We start from the raw sequence: 19173 nt of genomic DNA on the forward strand, positions 1-19173 counted from the left end.
GTCGGCGGCGGCGGGTCCTGGTGTGTCCTGACCCATCCGGCTGTAACACGTTTCACTTTGTGCGATCATGCCTGGCATGCCTCGCTGGTTTGCGCTCATGTTCACGGCCATGGTGGTGGCGGTTACCGCCCTGGTGGCCCCGCCGGCGGCCTCGGCCGAAGGAACCCCGATCGGCAACGTCGGCCAGACGTTGCGGGTGACGACCGCCAACGGCATCGTCGCCGACGTCACTGTGCACGACGTGCTCCCCAGTGACGTTCCGCCCGGCTGGGGCTGGAACGGCTCGCCGCGGTGGCGCGCACAGGGCGGCCCGTGGCGGGTCCCGATCACGGTGACCACCATCGCGGCACCCAACCCCTACGCGATGGCGCTGGCGTTCACCTTCAACGGCGTCACCCCCTACGCCGACGCGTACGCACCCAAGCACACCGATGCGCCCAACCGCCTCGAAGCAGCGCTGCGCAATGCGCCCCCGGGGGCCACCGTCAACGGCGACATCTACTGGGACGTCTACCGCGCACTGGTCACCAATGTGGTGTTGACCGACACCAAGACCGGTGCGCACCTGGGGCAGTGGAATCTGTGGCAGCCGGGCGCACCGCTTCCTTGATAGACCGCGCGACGGCGGCTGACCTTGCGGAACTGGTCGCCGTCGCAGCCATCACCTTTCCGCTGGCATGTCCCCCGTCGGCCACCGACGAGAACATCGCCGCGTTCATCGCTGGGACGCTCTCGGAGGACCGCTTCCGCGAGTACCTCACTGATCCGAACCGGATCGTGCTGGTGGCCCGCGACACCTCGATCACCGGCTACGCCATGCTCATTCACGGCGTCCCCGAGGACGCCGATGTGCAGCGGGCGGTGACGCAACGGCCCGCACTCGAGCTGTCCAAGATCTATGTCCTGCCGGATCGGCACGGCGGCTGGGTGGCCCAGGCCCTCATGACCGAGGCCCTGCAGACCGCGGCCGATTCCGGCGTGGGGTGTGTATGGCTGGGGGTCAACCAGCAGAACCAGCGCGCGCAGCGCTTCTATGCCAAGAACGGTTTCACCGTCAGCGGCACCAAGACATTCCGACTCGGGAACGGTGTGGAGAGCGATTACGTGATGGTGCGGCCGGTCTAGATGGTCTTCTGCGCGGCGGCGGTCAAGGCCAGCAGACGCGAGGTCGCCCGCAGATACTTCTTCCGGAAACCACCGGCCACCATCTCGGGGCTGAAAATGGTGTCCAGCTTGGTCCCCGACGCCAGCACCGGCACACCCGCGTCGTAGAGCCGATCGGTCAGCGCCACCAACCGCAACGCCACACTCTGATCCTCGATCGGGTGCACCCCGGTGATGAACACCTCGGTGACACCCTCGATCAACGCGTGATAGCGCGACGGATGCATGGTCGCGAGATGCGCACACAGCACATCGAAGTCGTCGAGGGTCGCGCCGACGACGCCCTCGGCCCGTTGCGCCACCTCATCATCGGACAGCGGCTCGGGCGCCGGCGGCAGGTCACGATGCCGGTAGTCGGGCCCCTCGATCCGCACCGTGGTGAAGATCTGGCCCAGCGTGTTGATCTCACGCAGGAAGTCCTGGGCGGCGAACCGGCCCTCGCCGAGCTGCTCGGGCAGCGTGTTCGAGGTGGCCGCGACCGACACGCCGCGCTCCACCAACGCCGAGAGCAACCGCGAGATCAGCGTCGTGTTTCCCGGGTCGTCGAGCTCGAACTCGTCGATGCACACCACCGAGTACTCGGAGAGCAGCTCGATGCACTCGTTGTAGCCGAACACACCGGCCAACTGCGTCAGCTCACCGAAGGTGGCGAACGCGGTCGGGGCATCGCCCTGCGACAGCAGGTAATACGTCGAGGCCAGCAGGTGGGTCTTACCGACGCCGAACCCGCCGTCCAGGTACAGACCGACCCCGGGCAGCACCTCGCGCTTCCCGAACAGCTTCTTCTTGCCCGCGCGTCGAATGGCGGCCTGTTCGCAGAAACTGCGGCAGGACTGCACCGCCGCGGCCTGGGACGGTTCGGCCGGGTCCGGCCGGTAGGTGTCGAAGCTGACGTCGGCGAAGGTCGGCGGCGGAACCAACTGTGCGACCAACCGCTCCGGTGTGACGGTGGGATGACGATCGGCGAGATGAGAGACGCCGGTGGACCCATGCATGCAGGCAGCGTAGCCACGTGGTCCAATTCAGTTCATGTCCGATAACACCGCCGGAGCAGATCTGACCGTGCTGGGAAACGTCGACAAAATCGCCGACGGCCAGCTGGCCGACTATTACGCCTACCCCGATGACCTGCAGAAATGTTGGGTGCGAGGCAACATGATCAGCAGCCTGGACGGCGGCGCCACCGAGGACGGCAAGTCCGGCGGACTGGCCGGTCCGGGTGACCGGGCTGTGTTCAATCTCATGCGCCAGACCGCCGACGTCATCCTCATGGGCGCGGCGACGGTACGTATCGAAAACTATTCCGGGGTCCAGCTGTCCGTCGCGCAACGGCAGGAACGCCAGCGTCGCGGGCAGGCCGAAGTTCCACCGATCGCCGTCATCACCGCATCGGCCAAACTCGAATACGACGCCAAGTTCTTCACCCGCACCGAGGTGCCGCCGCTGATCCTCACTGCCACAAAGACAGTGGCCGACGCGCAGCGCCGGTTGGGTGCGGTCGCCGAGGTGCTCGACGCGTCCGGCGCGGACCCGACCCGCGTCGACCCGGCAGTCGCACTGCGAATCCTCGCCGGACGCAAGCTCTTCCGGGTACTGACCGAAGGCGGCCCGTCGCTGCTGAGCCTGTTGATCGAAAACGATCTGCTCGACGAACTGTGTCTGACCGTGGCGCCCGTCCTGGTCGGCGGGGTGGCCCGACGCATCGCCACCGGACCCGGCCAGGCGTTCACCCGGATGCGGCCCGCGCACCTGCTCACCGACGGCGAGGGCTACCTCTACACCCGCTACGTCCGCGGTTAGCACACCAAGCAGGTCGCTACTGTGGTCATCATGCGTCAACAGCTGGTGAAAGCCCTGCGGAGGTCGGCGGTCGCCGCACCCGTCCTGTCACTACTGCTCACCGCATGCGCACCCCTGCTGGCCGCAGATCCGCACTATGCCACCGACTCCGGCGCCCATCCGCAGGGACAGCCTGAAACCACCGTGGCGCTCCCGCCCGGTCCCCCCGGCATCGAAGCACCCAAGAACGACCTGTCGTGGCGGGACTGCACCCCGCGGGTGTTCAACGGCGCAGGCATCCCGCCGCTACCCGACATCACGCTGGACTGCGCGACCTACGATGCCGACCTCGACTCGATCAACGGGGCAACCGGCACGATCAGCATCGGCGTGGTGCGGGCCCGCTCCACGCAGACCCCGGCCGATGCCGGCCCGCTGGTGATGACCACCGGAACCGACATCCCCACCTCGGTGCAGCTGCCGGCCTGGCTGGCGCGCTCGGGAACCGACATCCTCAAAACGCATCCCATCGTCGCGGTGGATCGGCGCGGCATCGGAATGTCGGGCGCGGTGGATTGCCGCGACGCCTATGACCGTCAGGAAATGCTCGACCAGACACAGTTTCAGGCCGGCGACGATCCGGTGGCCAACCTGGGTGCAGTCACCATGACCGCCACCACCAGTTGCACCGACACCATCGCCCCGGGCGACTCGGCCTACGACAATGCGCACACCGCCGAAGATCTGGAGCAGCTGCGCAGCACCTGGGATGTGCCCGCACTTGCACTGCTGGGCGTCGGCAACGGCGCCCAGGTGGCACTGGCCTACGCCGGCTCGCACCCCAACAAGGTGTCCCGGCTGATCCTGGACTCCCCGCTGCCGCTCGCAATCGGTGCCGAGGCCGCGGCCGAACAACGCGTCAAGGGCCAGCAGGCGGCGCTGGACGCGTTCGCCGCGCAGTGCGTGGCGGCGAACTGCCCGCTGGCGCCCGATCCGAAGGCGGCCGTCGACGCGCTGATGGCCGAAGCCCGGGCCGGCCGCGGCCCCGGCGGGGCCTCGGTGGCCTCCCTGGCCGACGCGATCACCACTGGAATGGGCTTCCCGCAAGGTGACCGGGTGGCCGCCACCAACAACCTGGCCGGTGCTCTGGCCGCGGCCCGCGCCGGGGACGCCGGCCCGATCTCGGGCCTCATCACCCAGGCCGACAACCTGCGCCAATCCGACGGCCAGTTCGTCAACTCCTGCAGCGACGCACTCAACCGACCCACCCCGGACCGCGTCCGCGAACTGGTGGTCGCCTGGGGCAAGCTCTACCCGCAATTCGGTGCCGTCGGGGCGCTGAACCTCGTCAAATGCCTCAACTGGCCCAGCGGCTCGGCACCGAAAGACCCGCAGGATCTCAAGATTCCGGTGCTGCTGCTCGGCGTGCGCAACGATCCGATCGTCGGCAACGAGGGCGTCGCGGCCGTCGCGGCGACCATCATCAACGCCGGCGCCAACAACCGGCGGGTGATGTGGCAGGGCATCGGCCACGGCGCCAGCATCTACACCCCGTGTGCGCTCCCGCCGCTGACCGGCTATCTCGAAAGCGGCCAACTGCCCGAGACCGACACGTACTGTCCTGCCTGACGCCGGGCTCGATCGGCGTCGGTGTACGGTTCGCTGGTGGCCGAAGCAGAATCCCCGACCAATTCAGTCAGAGTCGGTCTTCTGAACGTCTTCCGTCCCCGCACCTCAGCGCCGAGCACTGCTTCGGTGCTGCGCTCGGTGCTGTGGCCGATCGCGATCATGTCGATCATCCACCGCAGCTACGTGCTGGCCACCAACGGCTACATCACCGACGACTTCGGTCCGGTGTACCGCGCGGTCTCGAATTTCCGTCGGCACTGGGCCATCTACAACGAGCATTTCAACTTTGTCGACCCGCACTACCTGTACCCACCGGGCGGCACTCTGCTGTTGTCTCCGTTCGGGTTCCTGCCGGAGTTCGCCTCGCGATTCTGGTTCGTCGCGATCAACGCGGTGGCCATCATCATTGCTGCCTGCATTCTGGTACGGCTGTTCAAGTTTTCGCTGACGTCGGTGGCGCTACCGGCCCTACTGCTGGCCATGTTCTGCACCGAATCGGTCACCAACACACTCGTTTTCACCAACATCAACGGCTGCATCCTGCTGGGCGAGGTGTTGTTCTTCTGGTTCCTCCTCAAGGGCGGCACCCGCAACGAACTGCTCGCCGGGGCGGCGATCGGCCTGACGCTGGTACTGAAACCGTCCCTGACGCCCCTCCTGCTGTTGCCGTTGCTCAACCGTCAGTGGCGGACCATGATCACCGCCTTCGGTGTGCCCCTGGTGTTCAATGCGGTGGCGTGGCCACTGTCAGCCGACCCGATGGGCTTCGTGCGCAACACGGTCCCCTACATCCTGGAGACCCGCGACTACTTCAACTCCTCGATCCAGGGCAACGGCGTCTACTACGGCCTGCCGATCTGGCTGATCGTGGCGCTGCGGTTGACGGCGCTCGTACTGGCGGTTGTCAGCCTGTGGCTGCTGTACCGCTACTACCGCCAACGCGATCAACTTTTCTGGATGCTGACCTCATCGGGGGTGCTGCTGATCAGCTCATGGCTGGTCCTCGGACTGGCCCAGGGCTACTACTCGATGATGCTGTTCCCGTTCCTGATGACGGTGGTGCTGCCGAACTCGGTGATCCGCAACTGGCCGGCGTGGCTGGGCATCTACGGGTTCATGACCATGGACCGCTGGCTGATGTGGCGCTGGCCGACGACCGGTCGCTACCTGGAGTACATGAAGATCACCTACGGCTGGTCGCTGCTGCTGGTAGTGGTGTTCTGCGCGTTGTACTTCCGCTACCTGGACGCCAAGCAGGACGGCAGGCTCGACGAGGGCATCGACCCAGCGTGGCTGAGCCCTCCCAAGGAAGCCGCATCAGTCTGAGGTGAACTGCATGACCTGACCCGCCAGCCGGGTTCGGGTCCGCATCGCCAGGCCGTGCCGCGCACAGACCCCGTCGAGTTCATCGGGGTTCACCAGCCGGAACGGTGACCGGTCGAGCCGGTGGATCGCCGTCGCCATCGGCGTACGGGTCAGGTCATATCCGGTGAACACACCGCCGGGCCGCAGCACCCGGGCGATCTCGGCGATCGCCTTCTCCCAGTCCACGATGTGGTGCAGCATCAGGCAGCTCAGCACCGAATCGAACGAGTCGTCGGTGAACGGCAGGTCGGTGGCGTCGGCCCCGCGCACGGTCACATCGCCGAACGACTGCAGCCGCCGGGCCGCGGTGCGCACCATAGCCGGATCGAAGTCGGTCGCGGTGATGGCCAGCTCCGGATTGGCCTGCCGCAGGCGGGCCGCAATATCACCACTGCCTGAACCGATTTCGAGAACATCGCGGCCCAGGCGATCGACCGGAATGCTGCCGAACACGGCCTGCCCGGTTCCGCCCCGCCACAGGGCCGTCTTGCAGAAGGCGCGCTCGATCTGTGACATTGCCGGCATATGGGCTCCCCTGTCGGTGTGTGAGTCGGTGTCCCTGCTTCAACCTCGAGCATCGCGCAAACTCCCGGCTCAGCGCTTGTACGGATCCGTCCGGTCGGCCAATGCGCGCGCCACGTCGCTCGGTGCGACGCCGGTCAACTCGCGGCACACCCGGGTGGCATGAGCGCCGTCGGCAAATCCGGCCAGATGAGCGGCATCGGTGATCGATTCACCGGCGCCAAGGTGCTCCAGAGCGGCCAGAAGTCGCGTCCACCGCGCCGTCGCCGCGAACGAGGTCCCGGTCTGCTTGCGAAACAGCCGGCCCAGATAGTCCGCTGATAGCGCCACTTCACCGGCCACCGAACCGAGATCGGTACGGCCGGGAATCCGGGACGTGACGAGTTCGATCGCCTGGCTCACCTGCGGGTGTGTCGCCGACGCGGTCAGGCCAGCCGCCCTGCCGAGCAGGGCGTCGATCACCAAATCCGTCGCACCGGCGAGGTCCTCGGCCCGCACCGTCGCCGCGACCGCCGCGGCGAGCGACTCGGCACCGTCGACAGACCACAGTCCAGGGTGGGCGCCGCACGCCCGGATCACAGCGTTGAGCGTTGTCGCAGCGCAGGTTTCAGGGCTCAGGTAGATCGACAGTGCCGCACTCGCGCCGTCCGGGCACAGGGCATGGCGGGTGCCGCCGGCCACCGCCGCGATCGTGCACCGCTGACTGGTGCCATCGTCGGCTACGAGCGCCAGCGGGCCATCGATTCCGACCGCGAGCTGCACCGCGGGATGGTGGTGCAGCTCGATGTCCCCGAACGAGCCCGCCACCGCCATCACGCCGGGCCGGGTGATCCAGCTGCCGCGCATAACGCAGGCTACCGCGGGCGCAACGGCCCAACCAGGTCTACATTCTCCTCGAAATAACCATCCCCCGGTCCGAGGGTGTGCACCAAGCTGTTCAGCGCACCCCACCTTTCCCGCACCGCCTCGAATCCTGCCGCAATCGAATCAGCGTCGGTCATGTCGACACTGATGCCGATGGCGGCCGGCGCGCCGGCCGCCAATGTCTCGGCGATCGCCAACCCATACCTTTGCTTCCACCGGTGACGACAGCCGCCGAACCAGCCAGACCCAGGTCCATGTTCTCCCCATCTCGATCTTGGTGGCACGCACCTATTTGGATGCGTTGCTTCTCAACGGTTTCCGCGTCGACCGCTGTTCGTTCACGACAGCTTGGATCGTTTCAGGAGCAACACCGAGACCGCGCAAGCAGAAGCGCTGTACGTGCTGCCGGATTTCCTTGACGTCGCAACCTGGCGTTGCCCATTGGCGTTCGACGCTCGACCACACGACGCCCTGGATCGAAAGGGCCTCGACCTCGGGGACAATGTCGTTGAACAGCCCTGTGTCCCGCCCATTTTCGAGCTGGACGACCAGCGGACGAAGCATTTCGCGGTAAGCGGGGCCGACCAGCTCGGGCGCAGCGAACATCTGTGACTGGGCGTCCATCGACATCTGACGCAGATCCGACCTGAGCTCTACGTTGAACGCCAGGTCCAGTCGACCATCGATCCAAGCGGCCACGGCGCGAACCGCATCGGGGGCGGTCGCCATGTGCGACTCCAGCCGTTGCACCTCGGAACGCGCCATGTCGAGGAACAGAGCAGAGACGAGTTGGTCTTTCGAATCGAAGTGCCGATACAACGCCCTGGTGCCCAGCTGCGACCGATTCAGTACCTGGGCGATGCTCAGCGCACCGACGCCGTCTTCGCGCACGATCTCGTTGGCGGCGGCCAGAATTGCGGTCCGGACCCGTGGATCTGGCTCGAGCTTCTTGCGTCCGCCCGCATTACCGGGCTCCATCAGGCCGTTGCATCGTAGGTCGCCAGATACTCGCCGAACGCCTCCCGGACCTGCCCTTCGGTGAGCCCATAATCGGCCAACTCGTAGCTGTGCATTCCGCGTTGGCCGGGCTTGTGCCCTGTTGCCCATTCCTGCACCTTGGCGCGGGCGGCGTCGGTGAAGGTGAGGCCCAGTTTCTCGTAACTGTTGGCCACCGTCTTCACCGCGTCGGACTGCAGATCCGCGAACGACACGTCGACAAAGCGGTCATCGCCGAATCTCCTGCGAAAATCCATGGCTCGGCCCATGCCCTCGACCCACCATGCCAGCTGCTCCGCGCCGAGCTCCGCCGGGTCCTTGTAGTCGCTGCTCCAGCCGCGGATGTACCCGATCAGGCTGCATACCGACCCCAGGACTTTCGCCGGATCACGGTGGCTCCACAGGAATTTCGCGTCGGGGTACGCATCGACGAAGGCGTCGAGTGCGAACATGTGCACCGGTGTGCGCAGATGCCACAGGTTCGGCTTGCAATGCCACTGCAACAGCTTGAGCACCTGCTTGTGATACTCGTACGTTTCGCGCATATCGGTCTGTAGCAGCCACTCCACGTAACTCGGCACCCGGACCACGCCGTCGAAGTGATAGGTGCGGAAGCTCATCCCCATCAGATCCTGGCACTCGGTCGCAGCCTCGGGCTCGTTGCTCATCATGGTCTGGAACTCGGGGAACATCTGATTGATCATGGCGATGCCCTCGGCGGCCTGGGCGATCCTCGAATCGGTGTGCTGAGTAGCAGCCTCCGGCGGCGGCGTCGGCGCCTGCGATTCCCAGGCACGCAACGATCGGAACTGCGGATCGTTGGCAATCAGCTGACCCAAAGCTGTTGTGCCCGTGCGCGGTAGGCCGAGGATGACGACGGGCCCCTCGATCACCTCGTCATCGATCTCTGGATGTTGTTTGTAAACCTCGATGACCTTCAGCCGTTGAATCAGGGCGTTGCTGATGGTCGCGTGCTGCATCACCCCACCCAGGTCGTTGAGTCGGGCCTCGTTGTTCAACGCGTCCACAGTCCGGTCGAGGCCCTCGCGGTAGTAGGACGTACCGAAGTCGTCCAGACCGGTGGCGGCGCGTGCACCCGCTTCGAGATCGTCGGCGGACAAGCTCATCGGTAGAACCTCTCGTGTACGGCGCGGAGCCGCGCTGCGACGACCCGGGCCCGCTCTACGGAGGTCGTCGTGGTGGTATCGGCCGGTAACGCCGCCACCACCTCGTCGACGTTGATGACGCGCGTCTCGGGTACCGGCGCGGTTTCGGTTCGCACACAACGCAAAAGCATCGCGCCGTTGCTGTGTCCGGCGGTGTCCAGCCAGTTGGCCACGCCGGGATCGGTCGCCGACAGCACAAACCGGACCTTGCCGTCGCCATCTTCGACGGCCTGGTGACCGTTGAGGCTGGACTGGTGCCGTCCGTAGTTGATCGTCTCCAGCCACGGGTTACCAAGGGAGATGCTCCAGTACACGCCCTTAGGTGGTTCGAACTCGAGAATCAGCGCCTGATCGGGATCCAGCTCGAATCGCCCTATGACAGGGCGATTCTCGGCGGCCGCGCCCATCGAGCTCATGTCCATCGGCGGGACGAATCCATTGGCCTCGGCCATCGCACCGAAGTCCAGGAAGAATTTCAGGTTGTCGTAGACGAACTCGCCCAGAGCGAACAGCTGACGCGCAACCGAGACGTCCGGGTCGACCGAACGATCCTCTGGTTCGACTTCGTCACCGATGCGCTCGATCTGCAACGTCGCCAGAGTCTCGGAATCCCAGTCGTAGAGGAAGTTCCGCACCGTCAGCGTGGGGTGGTCGCCGGCGAGTTGCAGCCAGTTTCCCTCGTGTTCGTCGGCCGACAGAATGGCCTCGAAGTTCCCGTCCGCGTCTACCTCGAGTTCGTCGACGAGACGGTTGGCGGTCGCTGCCATCCCGTCCATCGTCTGCAGTCCGACATAGCGCGCCGTGCCCCGGTTGCCGAACAGGCGATAGGTTTCACCAGCGCGGAGGTCGGCGTTCAGGTACACGCAGTCCGGGCACTCCAGCCCCCACGTGACAACGTCGTCCATCCTGGCGCGGGTGACCCTGAGGACCGGATCAGGGTCCACGCGCAACGCCATGTCGATCCCGACGGCCAACAGAATCATCAGGTGGCGCATGCCCGAGGCGTAGTCCAGCCGGTTCTTGTTGACCGGCGTCGACACCACGAGTTGCTCGGCCGCGGACAGACGCTCCTGGAGGTGTTCCCAGGCCGCGGCCATCTCGACATCCTGGCCTCCGATCCCCGAAAGGGCCGCCTCGGCAATCGAGTGCGGTAGCCACGCCATCGGGTTCTTCCACGCCGTCGGCGCCTGCGCATCAGCCACGGGTCCTCCGCCTCCACCGCGCGCGCCGCAGCGGTTTTGAAAACACCATTTTCGATTCGTGCCTAGGACTATCACACCGAGGGTGCGCATTGTCAATGAATCGCTGCCGCTGGCTGATTGGAGCAACCCGCCGCAACGCGTGAGCGTCGACGAACGCAACATCGACCGAGTCAGACGGCGCAGGCGTTCAGGATTCACGCAATGCGGGCAGCGTCACTCCGGTCACTGCAACTCGCATATCCGGATACGCCGCACCCGGCACCTGGCGCGCACCGGCGGACAGCCCGTAATTTGGGGTAATGACGACCGAGGGCCCAAAGCTGGAACTGACCGATGAGCAGTGGCACGAGAAGCTCACCCCCGAGGAGTTCGCGGTGTTGCGCCGGGCGGGCACCGAACGCCCATTCGTCGGGGAGTACACCGATACCAAGACCGAAGGCGTGTACGAGTGCCGGGCCTGCGGCACCGAGTTGTTCCGCAGCACCGAGAAGTTCGAATCCCATTGCGGTTGGCCGTCATTCTTCGACCCGGCTGATTCGGCCGCGGTGATCCTGCGCTCGGATACCTCGCTGGGGATGCGCCGCGTCGAGGTGGTGTGCGCCAACTGCCACAGCCACCTCGGACATGTTTTCGAGGGCGAGGGCTATCCCACGCCGACCGATCAGCGGTACTGCATCAACTCCATCTCACTGAAGCTGGTGCCCAGGGCCGACTGACAAGCCGACCTCCGGCTGACCTGGCCAACCCCGGCCGACCGTGCGTTCGGCCGAGCCGACCTAGTCGACCTAGCCGACCGAATGTCACGCTGGAGTGGCTGTGGACCTCGGGCGCCACTCTGGCGTGACAACGTGAAGGCCGGGGCCCACCTGACAACGTGGGGCCGGGGCAGGGCCGAATAGGAAAACCTAGGGCAGCTTGGCGACCAGATTCTCGACGCTGACCCGCGGGCCGGTGAAGAACGGCGTCTCCTCGCGGGTGTGGCGGCGGGCGTCGGTGGCCCGCAGATCGCGCATCAGGTCGACGATGCGATCGAGTTCGGGAGCCTCGAAGGCCAGGATCCACTCGTAGTCGCCGAGCGCGAACGCCGGCACCGTGTTGGCCCGCACATCCTTGTAGCCGCGGGCGGCCATGCCGTGCTCGGACAGCATCTGGCGGCGCTCCTCGTCGGGCAGCAGGTACCACTCGTAGGACCGCACGAACGGGTACACGCAGATGTAGTCGCCCGGATCCTCACCGGCGATGAATGCCGGAACATGGCTCTTGTTGAACTCGGCCGGGCGGTGCAGCGCCACGCTGCTCCACACCGGGTCGCTGATCCGGCCCAGCGCGGTGGTGCGGCGGAAGTCCGAATAGGTCGCCTGGAGGGCCTCGATGGTCTCGGCGTGGGTCCAGAACATGAAGTCAGCGTCGGCACGCAGGCCCGCCACGTCGTACAGGCCGCGCACGACCACACCACGCTCTTCCTGGGCTTTGAAGAAGGCCGCGGCCTCTTCGGTCACCTCGGCGCGGTCCTCACCCAGCTCCCCCGGGCTCACCGCGAACACCGAGAACATCAGGTAGCGGAGGGTGGAGTTCAGTTCGTCATAGTCGAGCTTGGCCATAGGCCTATCGTGCCACGCCGCTGCGCACCAGTTCCGCGGCCGCCCGAGTGGCGGTGCCCACACATGCCGGCACCCCGATCCCGCCGAGATATGCACCGGCGACCGTCAGGGTCGGGGGCAGTCCGGCGCGCAGTTCGGCGACCAGATCGCCGTGGCCGGGCCCGTACTGCGGCATCGAGTCGATCCAGCGGTGCACATGGCAATCCACCGGATCCACCGAGACGCCGAACAGCGTGTTCAGGTCCCGCAGCGACCACGCCAGCAGATCGTCGTCGCCGATGTTGGTAGCCATGTCATCGCCATACCGGCCGAAGGACAGCCGCACCATCTCGACGTTCCCGCGCCGTCCCCACTTGCGGGACGACATCGTGACCGCCTTGGCGTTGAGGCGCTCCCCCGCGGCTACGAGCACACCCGACTGCTGCGGCAACGGTGTTCCGCCCGGCAGTGCCAGGGCCACCACCGCCGCCGACGCCACCCGGATGCGGCGGGCCGCGGCGGCCGTCTGCGGTGCAATGTGTTCGATCAGCGAGGGCAGGTGCGGCGCCGGAACCGCGAGCAGCACCGCGTCGGCATGCCAGCTCGCGCCCTCGTCGTCGAGCACCGACCAGCCGCGTCCGCGGCGATCCACCCGCACCGCGGCGACCTGGGCCCACCGCACATCGGCCCGCCGCCGCAACTCCTCCAGCAGCACGGTGTAGCCGCCGTCGACCGCGCCGAACACCGGTGCGGTCGACGGCGGCGGCAGCGCCTCGCGCACCGCCTCGGTGAGGCTGCGGGCCCCGCGGTCCAACGCGGCGGCCACCGACGGCACCGCCGAACGCACCCCGATGGTGGCCGATGACCCGGCGTATACGCCGGTGAGCAGGGGGTCGACCGACCGCGTCACCACCTGCGGGCCGAACCGGTCACCGACCAGCTCGGCGACGGACGGATCGGCGCCCGGGGTCCATTTCAGTGGCCGGGCGCGCTCGTCGAGGATGCGCGCCACGGTCTCGTCGTCCACGAGGCCGAGCAGCGACGACGCCTGCGCCGGAATGCCCTGCACGGTGCCCTGCGGCAACTGATGGAGCCGCGCGCCGCTGTAGATCAAGGGGCGGGTGCCGGTGGGACTGAGCCGGCGGCCGGCCAGACCCAGCTCACCGAGCAGGTCGAGCATCTCGGGTCTGCGCACGATGAACGCCTCGGCGCCGACATCGAACGGCTGCCCGCCGACCCGTTCGGTGCGCAGCACGCCGCCTAGCCGGTCAGCCGGATCGAGCAGCGTGATCTGCGCCCGAGGTCCGGCCGCAAGTCTCAACCGATACGCCGCGACGAGCCCTGAAATACCGCCGCCGACAACGCAATAGGAAGCACTCACAGGGAGTGCACCAGGGTCACCGCCTCGGTGATGATGCCGGGGTCGGTCGCCGGCAACACACCGTGGCCCAGATTGAAGACGTGCCCGGCAGCTCCCGCGGCCACGGCCGCCCGCCCGTCGTCGACCACGCGGCGCACCGCCGCCTCGGTCACCGGCCAGCCCGACAGCAGCACCACCGGATCCAGGTTGCCCTGCAGGGCCGTGCCGGGCTTCACCCGGGCGGCGGCATCGACCAGCGAGGTTCGCCAATCCACCCCGACCACGGTGGCCGGTGCGGAACCCAGCGCCTCGGACATGGCCCCGAGCAACTCCGCGGTGCCGACGCCGAAGTGCGTCATCGGCACGCCTGCGGCGGCCATCGTGGCGAACACCCGGGTGGTGTGCGGAAGCACGTAGGTGCGGTAGTCGGCCAGCGACAGCGTCCCGGCCCAGGAGTCGAACACCTGAAGGGCATCGACACCGGCGTCGACCTGGGCCTGCAGGAAGGTGATGGTCAGATCGGTCAGCGTGCTCATCAGGGCGTGCCAGGTGGCCGACTCGCCCAGCATCATCGCCTTGGTGCGTTCGTGGTGACGGCTCGGACCGCCCTCTACCAGGTAAGACGCCAGCGTGAACGGGGCGCCCGCGAAGCCGATCAACGGCACCTCGCCCAGCTCGCGCACCAGCATCGACACCGCTTCGGTGACCGGCGAGACCTGCTCCGGATCAAGCGCTTTCATACCCTCGACATCGGCCTGCGTCCGGATCGGCTGTTCGATCACCGGGCCCACGTCCGGGACGATGTCCAGGCCGATCCCGGCGGCCTTCAACGGCACCACGATGTCGGAGAACAGGATCGCGGCGTCCACGCCGTGCCTGCGTACGGGCTGCAGCGTGATCTCGCAGACCAGTTCGGGGTCGAAGCAGGCCTCGAGCATGCGGTGCTGGGCACGCAGCGCGCGGTATTCGGGCAGCGACCGGCCGGCCTGCCGCATGAACCACACCGGCACGCGGTGCGGGGTGCGGCCGCTGGCGGCGGCTAGGTAGGGGGATTCGGGCAGCTCCCGGCGGGTACTCATCGGGTCCTATGGTGCCATGTGTCCCGTGACGGGGGCCGTTGCCGGTTCGTGACTGCCCCATACCGGCGCGCCTGCGTACCGTGCTGGCCTTATCAGCTAGCGTCAAATCCCGTGACCTCTGCCGAACCGGCCCAGTTCCGGACGGCGGTGGCGGCGATGAGTGCCACCACCGTGCGGCCGGAAATCGAACTGGGTCCGATACGACCGCCCCAGCGGCTGGCGCCCTACAGCTACGCGCTGGGCGCCGAGGTTCGCCATCCTGAGACAACGGTCGTCCCGGAGCGTTCCGAGGGTGACGCCTTCGGGCGGTTGATCCTGCTGCACGACCCCGACGGCGCCGAGGCCTGGGACGGCACCATGCGACTGGTCGCCTACATCCAGGCCGACCTGGACTCCAGCGAAGCCGTCGACCCGCTCCTGCCCGAGGTGGCCTGGAGCTGGCTGGTTGATTCCCTGGAGTCGCGCGCCGAGCACGTCACTGCCCTGGGCGGCACCGTCACCGCCACCACCTCGGTGCGCTACGGCGACATCTCCGGCCCGCCACGAGCGCACCAGCTCGAGCTGCGGGCCTCCTGGACCGCCACCGATCTGGAGTTGGGGCCGCACGTGGAGGCATTCTGCGAAGTTCTCGAGCACGCCGCCGGCTTGCCGCCTACCGGCGTGACCGACCTGAATTCCCGTACCCGCGCGTAAATGATGGACGAGGACCCCGAAGTCTCAGCAGACCTGGACGCCACCGAGCCCGACGAGTCCGAATCGACCCCCCTGCTCTCCCCTGCCGACGGGGTACCCGAGGTTTGCATCACTGCCGGCGAAATATCATCTGCCGCAACATCTCTGGCGAACGGCAGCGGTCCGTTCGCGATCGACGCGGAACGCGCATCGGGCTTCCGCTACTCCAACCGCGCATACCTGGTGCAGATCCGCCGCTCGGGTTCGGGCACCGCACTGATCGACCCGGTCAACCACGGCGGCTCCCCCATCGACGCGATGGCTCCGGTGGCCGATGCCCTGTCCCAGGGCGAATGGGTGCTGCATGCCGCCGACCAGGACCTGCCGTGCCTGTCCGAGATCGGCCTGCGCCCCGGCAAGCTGTACGACACCGAACTGGCCGGGCGCCTGGCCGGTTTCGAGCGGGTCAACCTCGCCGCGATGGTGCAGCGGTTGCTCGGCCTGCAGCTGATGAAGGGCCACGGCGCCGCGGACTGGTCCAAGCGCCCGCTGCCGGCCGAATGGCTCAACTACGCCGCCCTGGACGTCGAGGTGCTGCTGGAATTGCGCGACGCGATCGCCGCGGTACTCGATGATCAGGACAAAACCGATTGGGCGGCACAGGAATTCGAGCACCTGCGCACCTATGTCGCGCAACCCACCCGGCGTGACCGCTGGCGGCGCACCTCCGGTATCCACAAAGTGCGCAACCCTCAGGCACTTTCGGCCGTACGTGAGTTGTGGACCACCCGCGACACCATCGCCCGTGGCCGCGACATCGCACCAGGCCGGATCCTGCCCGATGCCGCGATCATCAACGCCGCCACATCCGACCCCAAGACGGTCGACGAACTGATCGCACTACCGGTCTTCGGCGGCTCCAAGCAGCGCAAGAGCGCGAAAGTCTGGCTGGATGCGCTGGCCAGGGCCAGAGACAACGCCGACCCGCCCGAGGCCAACGACGCCCAGAGCGGCCCGCCACCAGCGGCGCGGTGGGCCAGACGCAAACCGGAAGCCGCGGCCCGCCTCGAAGCCGCCAAGGCCGGCCTGGCCGAACTGTCCCAGCGGGTATCGGTACCCGCCGAGAACCTCATCACCCCGGAAGTGGTGCGCCGGCTGTGCTGGGACTGGCATCCGGTCGGCGATGTGGCCACCGCGGTGGAGGAATTCCTCGTCGACGCCAAGGTCCGACCGTGGCAGCGGGAACTGACGGTGCCGGTGCTGACCGCTGCACTCAAAACCGACTGAATCTCCCACGCCGGCTTCGGAGCTTGACGGTGATTTCGCACGTGGGCCGGGACAGACCGGAATAACGTCAGTGCGGTGGCGCAGTCGAAAGAAACCGAAGCCGAGCAGGAACGCGAGCGCTTCGCCGACCGCGTCCTGAGTATCGCCGAGGACGCGATCTACTGGTCGATCGCCATCCTGCTATTTGCGGGCTCGGTCGTGCTGATCGCCGCGCAGGTCAACCTCATGCTGCAGTTGAGGAGCGCACCCGCCGCGCAGATCATGCTGGAACTACTCGACGGCCTGCTGCTCGTCTTCATCTTGGTAGAGCTGCTCTATGCGGTGCGGACCTCGTTGCGATCCCGTGAGCTCGTTGCCGAACCGTTCCTGATCGTCGGCATCCTGGCCTGCATCAAGGAGATCGTGGTGGTGTCCGTCGATGCGGCCAAACTGCTCGACAAGGGGCCGGAGTTCGCCCGCGCCATTGTTCAGGTCGGCGTGCTGGGCGCCTTGGTGCTCGTCCTGGCGGCCGCCATCTTCATACTGCGGCTACATCCTTTCGCCGCGGACCACATTCGCGACAGACCGGACCCCGACTCCTAGTCGACCTCTTGACTGACTTCCTGCTCACCCACCGGCGCACCGATCGCGGCGATCCACCCGGTGACCTGGCGGGCGATGTGCTGGTCGGTCAGACCGACCGCGGCGAGCACCTCCCCACGCGAGGCGTGCTCCTGAAACACCTGTGGGACACCGAGATCCCGGCACGGCACGTCAATCTCTGCGTGGCGCAGTGCGGCCGACACCGAGGAACCGATGCCGCCGTGTACACCGTTGTCCTCCACCGTGACCACCAGTTTGTGACGGCGGGCCAGCGTACCGACAGCTTCCGGAACCGGTAGCACCCAGCGGGGATCCACCACCGTGACGCCGATGCCCTGATTGCGCAGCCGCTCGGCGACCGCAAGCCCCATCGACGCGAACGACCCCACCGCAACCAGAAGCACGTCCTCGGTCATACCGTCCTCCGGGACGGCGAGCACATCGACACCGCCGAGCCGCTGAAGCGCGGGAATATCTTGGCCTACTTCACCTTTGGGGAACCGCAGCGCCGTCGGGCCGTCATTGACCGTCAGCGCCTCGCCGAGTTCCTCCCGCAGGCTGGCGCCGTCGCGGGGGGCGGCGACCCGAATACCCGGGATGATGCCGAGAACCGACAAGTCCCAGACCCCGTTGTGGCTGGCCCCGTCGGGCCCGGTGACACCGGCCCGGTCCAACACCATGGTGACCGGCAGCTTGTGCAGCGCCACATCCATCATCAGCTGGTCGAACGCCCGGTTGAGGAACGTGGAGTACAGGGCCACGACCGGATGCAGACCACCCATGGCCAGGCCGGCCGCCGACGTCATGGCGTGCTGCTCGGCGATACCCACGTCAAAGAACCTGTCCGGGAACCGATCCCGGAACGGACTCAGCCCCGTCGGCCCGGGCATGGCCGCCGTGATCGCCACGACATCGCGGCGTTTGGCGCCGATCTTCACCAGCTCGTCGGAGAACACCGACGTCCAACCGGGGGCCGAAGCCTTCGTCGGCAGTCCCGTCTCCGGGTCGATGATGCCGCAGGCGTGCATCTGCTCGGCCTCGTCGTTCTCGGCATGCGCGTATCCCATGCCCTTGCGGGTCACCACGTGCACGATCACCGGGGCGTTGAAGACACGGGCGTTGCGCAGTGCGCTCTCCACCGCATGCTCGTCGTGACCGTCGATCGGACCGACGTACTTGATGCCCAGATCGGTGAACATCACCTGCGGGGAGATCGCGTCCTTGATGCCTGCCTTGATGCTGTGCATGCACTGGTAGCAGAACTCACCGACGACCGGTAGCCCGCGGACGGCCTTGCGACCCTCTTCCAGGATCCGCTCATAGCCCGGCTGCAGCCGCAGACCGGCGAGATGGTCGGCGAAGCCGCCGATGGTGGGCGCGTAACTGCGGCCGTTGTCGTTGACGACGATGACCACCGGCCGACCACCCGTGGCGATGTTGTTCAGCGCCTCCCAGCACATGCCGCCGGTCAGGGCGCCGTCACCGACGACCGCCACCACATGGCGATTGCGGTGCCCGGTCAACTCGAAGGCCTTGGCCAGACCGTCGGCATAGGACAGCGCCGTGCTGGCGTGGCTGGACTCCACCCAGTCGTGCTCGCTCTCGCTGCGCGACGGGTACCCCGACAGGCCGTCTTTGCTCCGCAGGGTGTCGAAATCCTGTGCGCGCCCGGTCAGCATCTTGTGGACATAGGCCTGATGGCCGGTGTCGAAGATGATCGGATCATGTGGCGAATCGAACACCCGGTGCAGCGCCAAGGTGAGTTCGACAACACCCAGGTTGGGGCCAAGATGTCCCCCGGTTGCAGCGACCTTGTGGATCAGGAACTGACGGATTTCCTGTGCCAGATCAGTCAACTCGGACTGTGACAGGTGCTGCAGATCAGCGGGACCGCGGACCTGTTCAAGCATCCAGCCAGTGTACGCA

General features: G+C 66.9%; 19 protein-coding genes and 1 pseudogene. 9 read left to right on the forward strand and 11 right to left on the reverse strand.

Translation table 11 applies throughout. The annotated features are described in order from the left end of the window. The first annotated feature begins 76 nt into the window (after window positions 1-76). Together JOF57_RS13770 and JOF57_RS13775 are read left to right on the forward strand one after the other, a co-directional pair. Complete coding sequence (locus JOF57_RS13770) at window positions 77-610, forward strand: hypothetical protein (RefSeq protein ID WP_209917282.1); 534 nt, start codon at window positions 77-79, stop codon at window positions 608-610. Beyond that, window positions 574-1125 (forward strand): GNAT family N-acetyltransferase, encoded by a 552-nt coding sequence (locus tag JOF57_RS13775; RefSeq protein WP_307870017.1) that lies wholly within the window; start codon window positions 574-576, stop codon window positions 1123-1125. Before JOF57_RS13770 ends, JOF57_RS13775 begins: the two co-directional genes overlap by 37 nt. On the opposite strand, the gene zapE is transcribed toward JOF57_RS13775, so the two are convergent. Then, entirely contained in the window at window positions 1122-2159 is a 1038-nt protein-coding gene (zapE, locus tag JOF57_RS13780; RefSeq protein WP_209917284.1) for a cell division protein ZapE, read from the reverse strand. The genes JOF57_RS13775 and zapE overlap by 4 nt on opposite strands. Window positions 2160-2193: 34 nt before the next feature. Between zapE and JOF57_RS13785 the strand changes: the two genes are divergently transcribed. Genes JOF57_RS13785 through aftC form a run of 3 tightly spaced genes read left to right on the forward strand, consistent with a single transcriptional unit; the run spans window position 2194 to window position 5898 of the window. Then, window positions 2194-2964 carry a pyrimidine reductase family protein gene (locus tag JOF57_RS13785; RefSeq protein WP_209917286.1) on the forward strand — a complete coding sequence of 257 codons (771 nt, stop codon included), beginning with the start codon at window positions 2194-2196 and terminating at the stop codon, window positions 2962-2964. Between the two features lie 30 nt (window positions 2965-2994). Continuing rightward, on the forward strand, window positions 2995-4572 hold the full coding sequence (locus JOF57_RS13790) for an alpha/beta hydrolase (protein WP_209917288.1): 1578 nt from the start codon (window positions 2995-2997) through the stop codon (window positions 4570-4572). A gap of 33 nt (window positions 4573-4605) precedes the next feature. Further along, window positions 4606-5898 (forward strand): arabinofuranan 3-O-arabinosyltransferase, encoded by a 1293-nt coding sequence (gene aftC / locus JOF57_RS13795; protein ID WP_234938449.1) that lies wholly within the window; start codon window positions 4606-4608, stop codon window positions 5896-5898. Here aftC and JOF57_RS13800 read toward each other — a convergent pair. From JOF57_RS13800 to JOF57_RS13825, 6 genes and pseudogenes are all read right to left on the reverse strand, one after another. Next, window positions 5890-6462: a class I SAM-dependent methyltransferase gene (locus JOF57_RS13800; protein ID WP_209917292.1), complete on the reverse strand. Its 573-nt coding sequence runs from the start codon at window positions 6460-6462 to the stop codon at window positions 5890-5892. The two genes, aftC and JOF57_RS13800, sit on opposite strands and share 9 nt — an antisense overlap. A 69-nt stretch (window positions 6463-6531) precedes the next feature. Beyond that, window positions 6532-7305, reverse strand: coding sequence for a helix-turn-helix transcriptional regulator (locus JOF57_RS13805; protein WP_209917294.1), 774 nt, complete (start codon window positions 7303-7305; stop codon window positions 6532-6534). Window positions 7306-7349: 44 nt separating this feature from the next. Continuing rightward, window positions 7350-7579 (reverse strand): annotated as a pseudogene (locus JOF57_RS13810) (SDR family oxidoreductase); the annotation flags it as partial. A 32-nt stretch (window positions 7580-7611) separates the two neighbouring features. After that, window positions 7612-8301, reverse strand: coding sequence for a TetR/AcrR family transcriptional regulator (locus JOF57_RS13815; RefSeq protein ID WP_209917296.1), 690 nt, complete (start codon window positions 8299-8301; stop codon window positions 7612-7614). After that, window positions 8301-9446 carry a sulfotransferase family protein gene (locus tag JOF57_RS13820; RefSeq protein ID WP_209917298.1) on the reverse strand — a complete coding sequence of 382 codons (1146 nt, stop codon included), beginning with the start codon at window positions 9444-9446 and terminating at the stop codon, window positions 8301-8303. The genes JOF57_RS13815 and JOF57_RS13820 overlap by 1 nt, the downstream gene beginning before the upstream one ends. Next, on the reverse strand, window positions 9443-10648 hold the full coding sequence (locus JOF57_RS13825; RefSeq protein ID WP_209923344.1) for a DUF1214 domain-containing protein: 1206 nt from the start codon (window positions 10646-10648) through the stop codon (window positions 9443-9445). Before JOF57_RS13825 ends, JOF57_RS13820 begins: the two co-directional genes overlap by 4 nt. 338 nt (window positions 10649-10986) lie before the next feature. Here JOF57_RS13825 and msrB point away from each other — a divergent pair, with 338 nt between their 5' ends. Next, window positions 10987-11403, forward strand: coding sequence for a peptide-methionine (R)-S-oxide reductase MsrB (gene msrB, locus JOF57_RS13830; protein ID WP_209917300.1), 417 nt, complete (start codon window positions 10987-10989; stop codon window positions 11401-11403). Between the two features lie 189 nt (window positions 11404-11592). Here the strand turns inward: msrB and hemQ are convergent, their stop codons facing one another. The 3 genes from hemQ to hemE are packed head-to-tail and all read right to left on the reverse strand — an operon-like array spanning window position 11593 to window position 14706. Then, window positions 11593-12288 (reverse strand): hydrogen peroxide-dependent heme synthase, encoded by a 696-nt coding sequence (gene hemQ / locus JOF57_RS13835; RefSeq protein WP_209917302.1) that lies wholly within the window; start codon window positions 12286-12288, stop codon window positions 11593-11595. A gap of 4 nt (window positions 12289-12292) precedes the next feature. Then, window positions 12293-13648, reverse strand: a complete 1356-nt coding sequence (locus JOF57_RS13840) for a protoporphyrinogen oxidase (protein WP_209917304.1) — start codon at window positions 13646-13648, stop codon at window positions 12293-12295. Continuing rightward, complete coding sequence (gene hemE, locus JOF57_RS13845; RefSeq protein ID WP_209917306.1) at window positions 13645-14706, reverse strand: uroporphyrinogen decarboxylase; 1062 nt, start codon at window positions 14704-14706, stop codon at window positions 13645-13647. Before hemE ends, JOF57_RS13840 begins: the two co-directional genes overlap by 4 nt. Window positions 14707-14817: 111 nt before the next feature. On the opposite strand from hemE, the gene JOF57_RS13850 reads away from it, so the two are divergent. From JOF57_RS13850 to JOF57_RS13860, 3 genes are all read left to right on the forward strand, one after another. Next, window positions 14818-15399, forward strand: coding sequence for a DUF3000 domain-containing protein (locus JOF57_RS13850; RefSeq protein ID WP_209917308.1), 582 nt, complete (start codon window positions 14818-14820; stop codon window positions 15397-15399). 3 nt (window positions 15400-15402) lie between these two features. After that, complete coding sequence (locus JOF57_RS13855; protein ID WP_209923346.1) at window positions 15403-16665, forward strand: HRDC domain-containing protein; 1263 nt, start codon at window positions 15403-15405, stop codon at window positions 16663-16665. A gap of 75 nt (window positions 16666-16740) precedes the next feature. Continuing rightward, on the forward strand, window positions 16741-17247 hold the full coding sequence (locus JOF57_RS13860; protein WP_209917310.1) for a phosphate-starvation-inducible PsiE family protein: 507 nt from the start codon (window positions 16741-16743) through the stop codon (window positions 17245-17247). On the opposite strand, the gene dxs is transcribed toward JOF57_RS13860, so the two are convergent. Further along, complete coding sequence (gene dxs, locus JOF57_RS13865) at window positions 17244-19157, reverse strand: 1-deoxy-D-xylulose-5-phosphate synthase (protein WP_209917312.1); 1914 nt, start codon at window positions 19155-19157, stop codon at window positions 17244-17246. The two genes, JOF57_RS13860 and dxs, sit on opposite strands and share 4 nt — an antisense overlap. Window positions 19158-19173: the final 16 nt, after the last annotated feature.

This window comes from Mycolicibacterium lutetiense (genome assembly GCF_017876775.1).
Taxonomy (GTDB): Bacteria; Actinomycetota; Actinomycetes; order Mycobacteriales; family Mycobacteriaceae; genus Mycobacterium; species Mycobacterium lutetiense.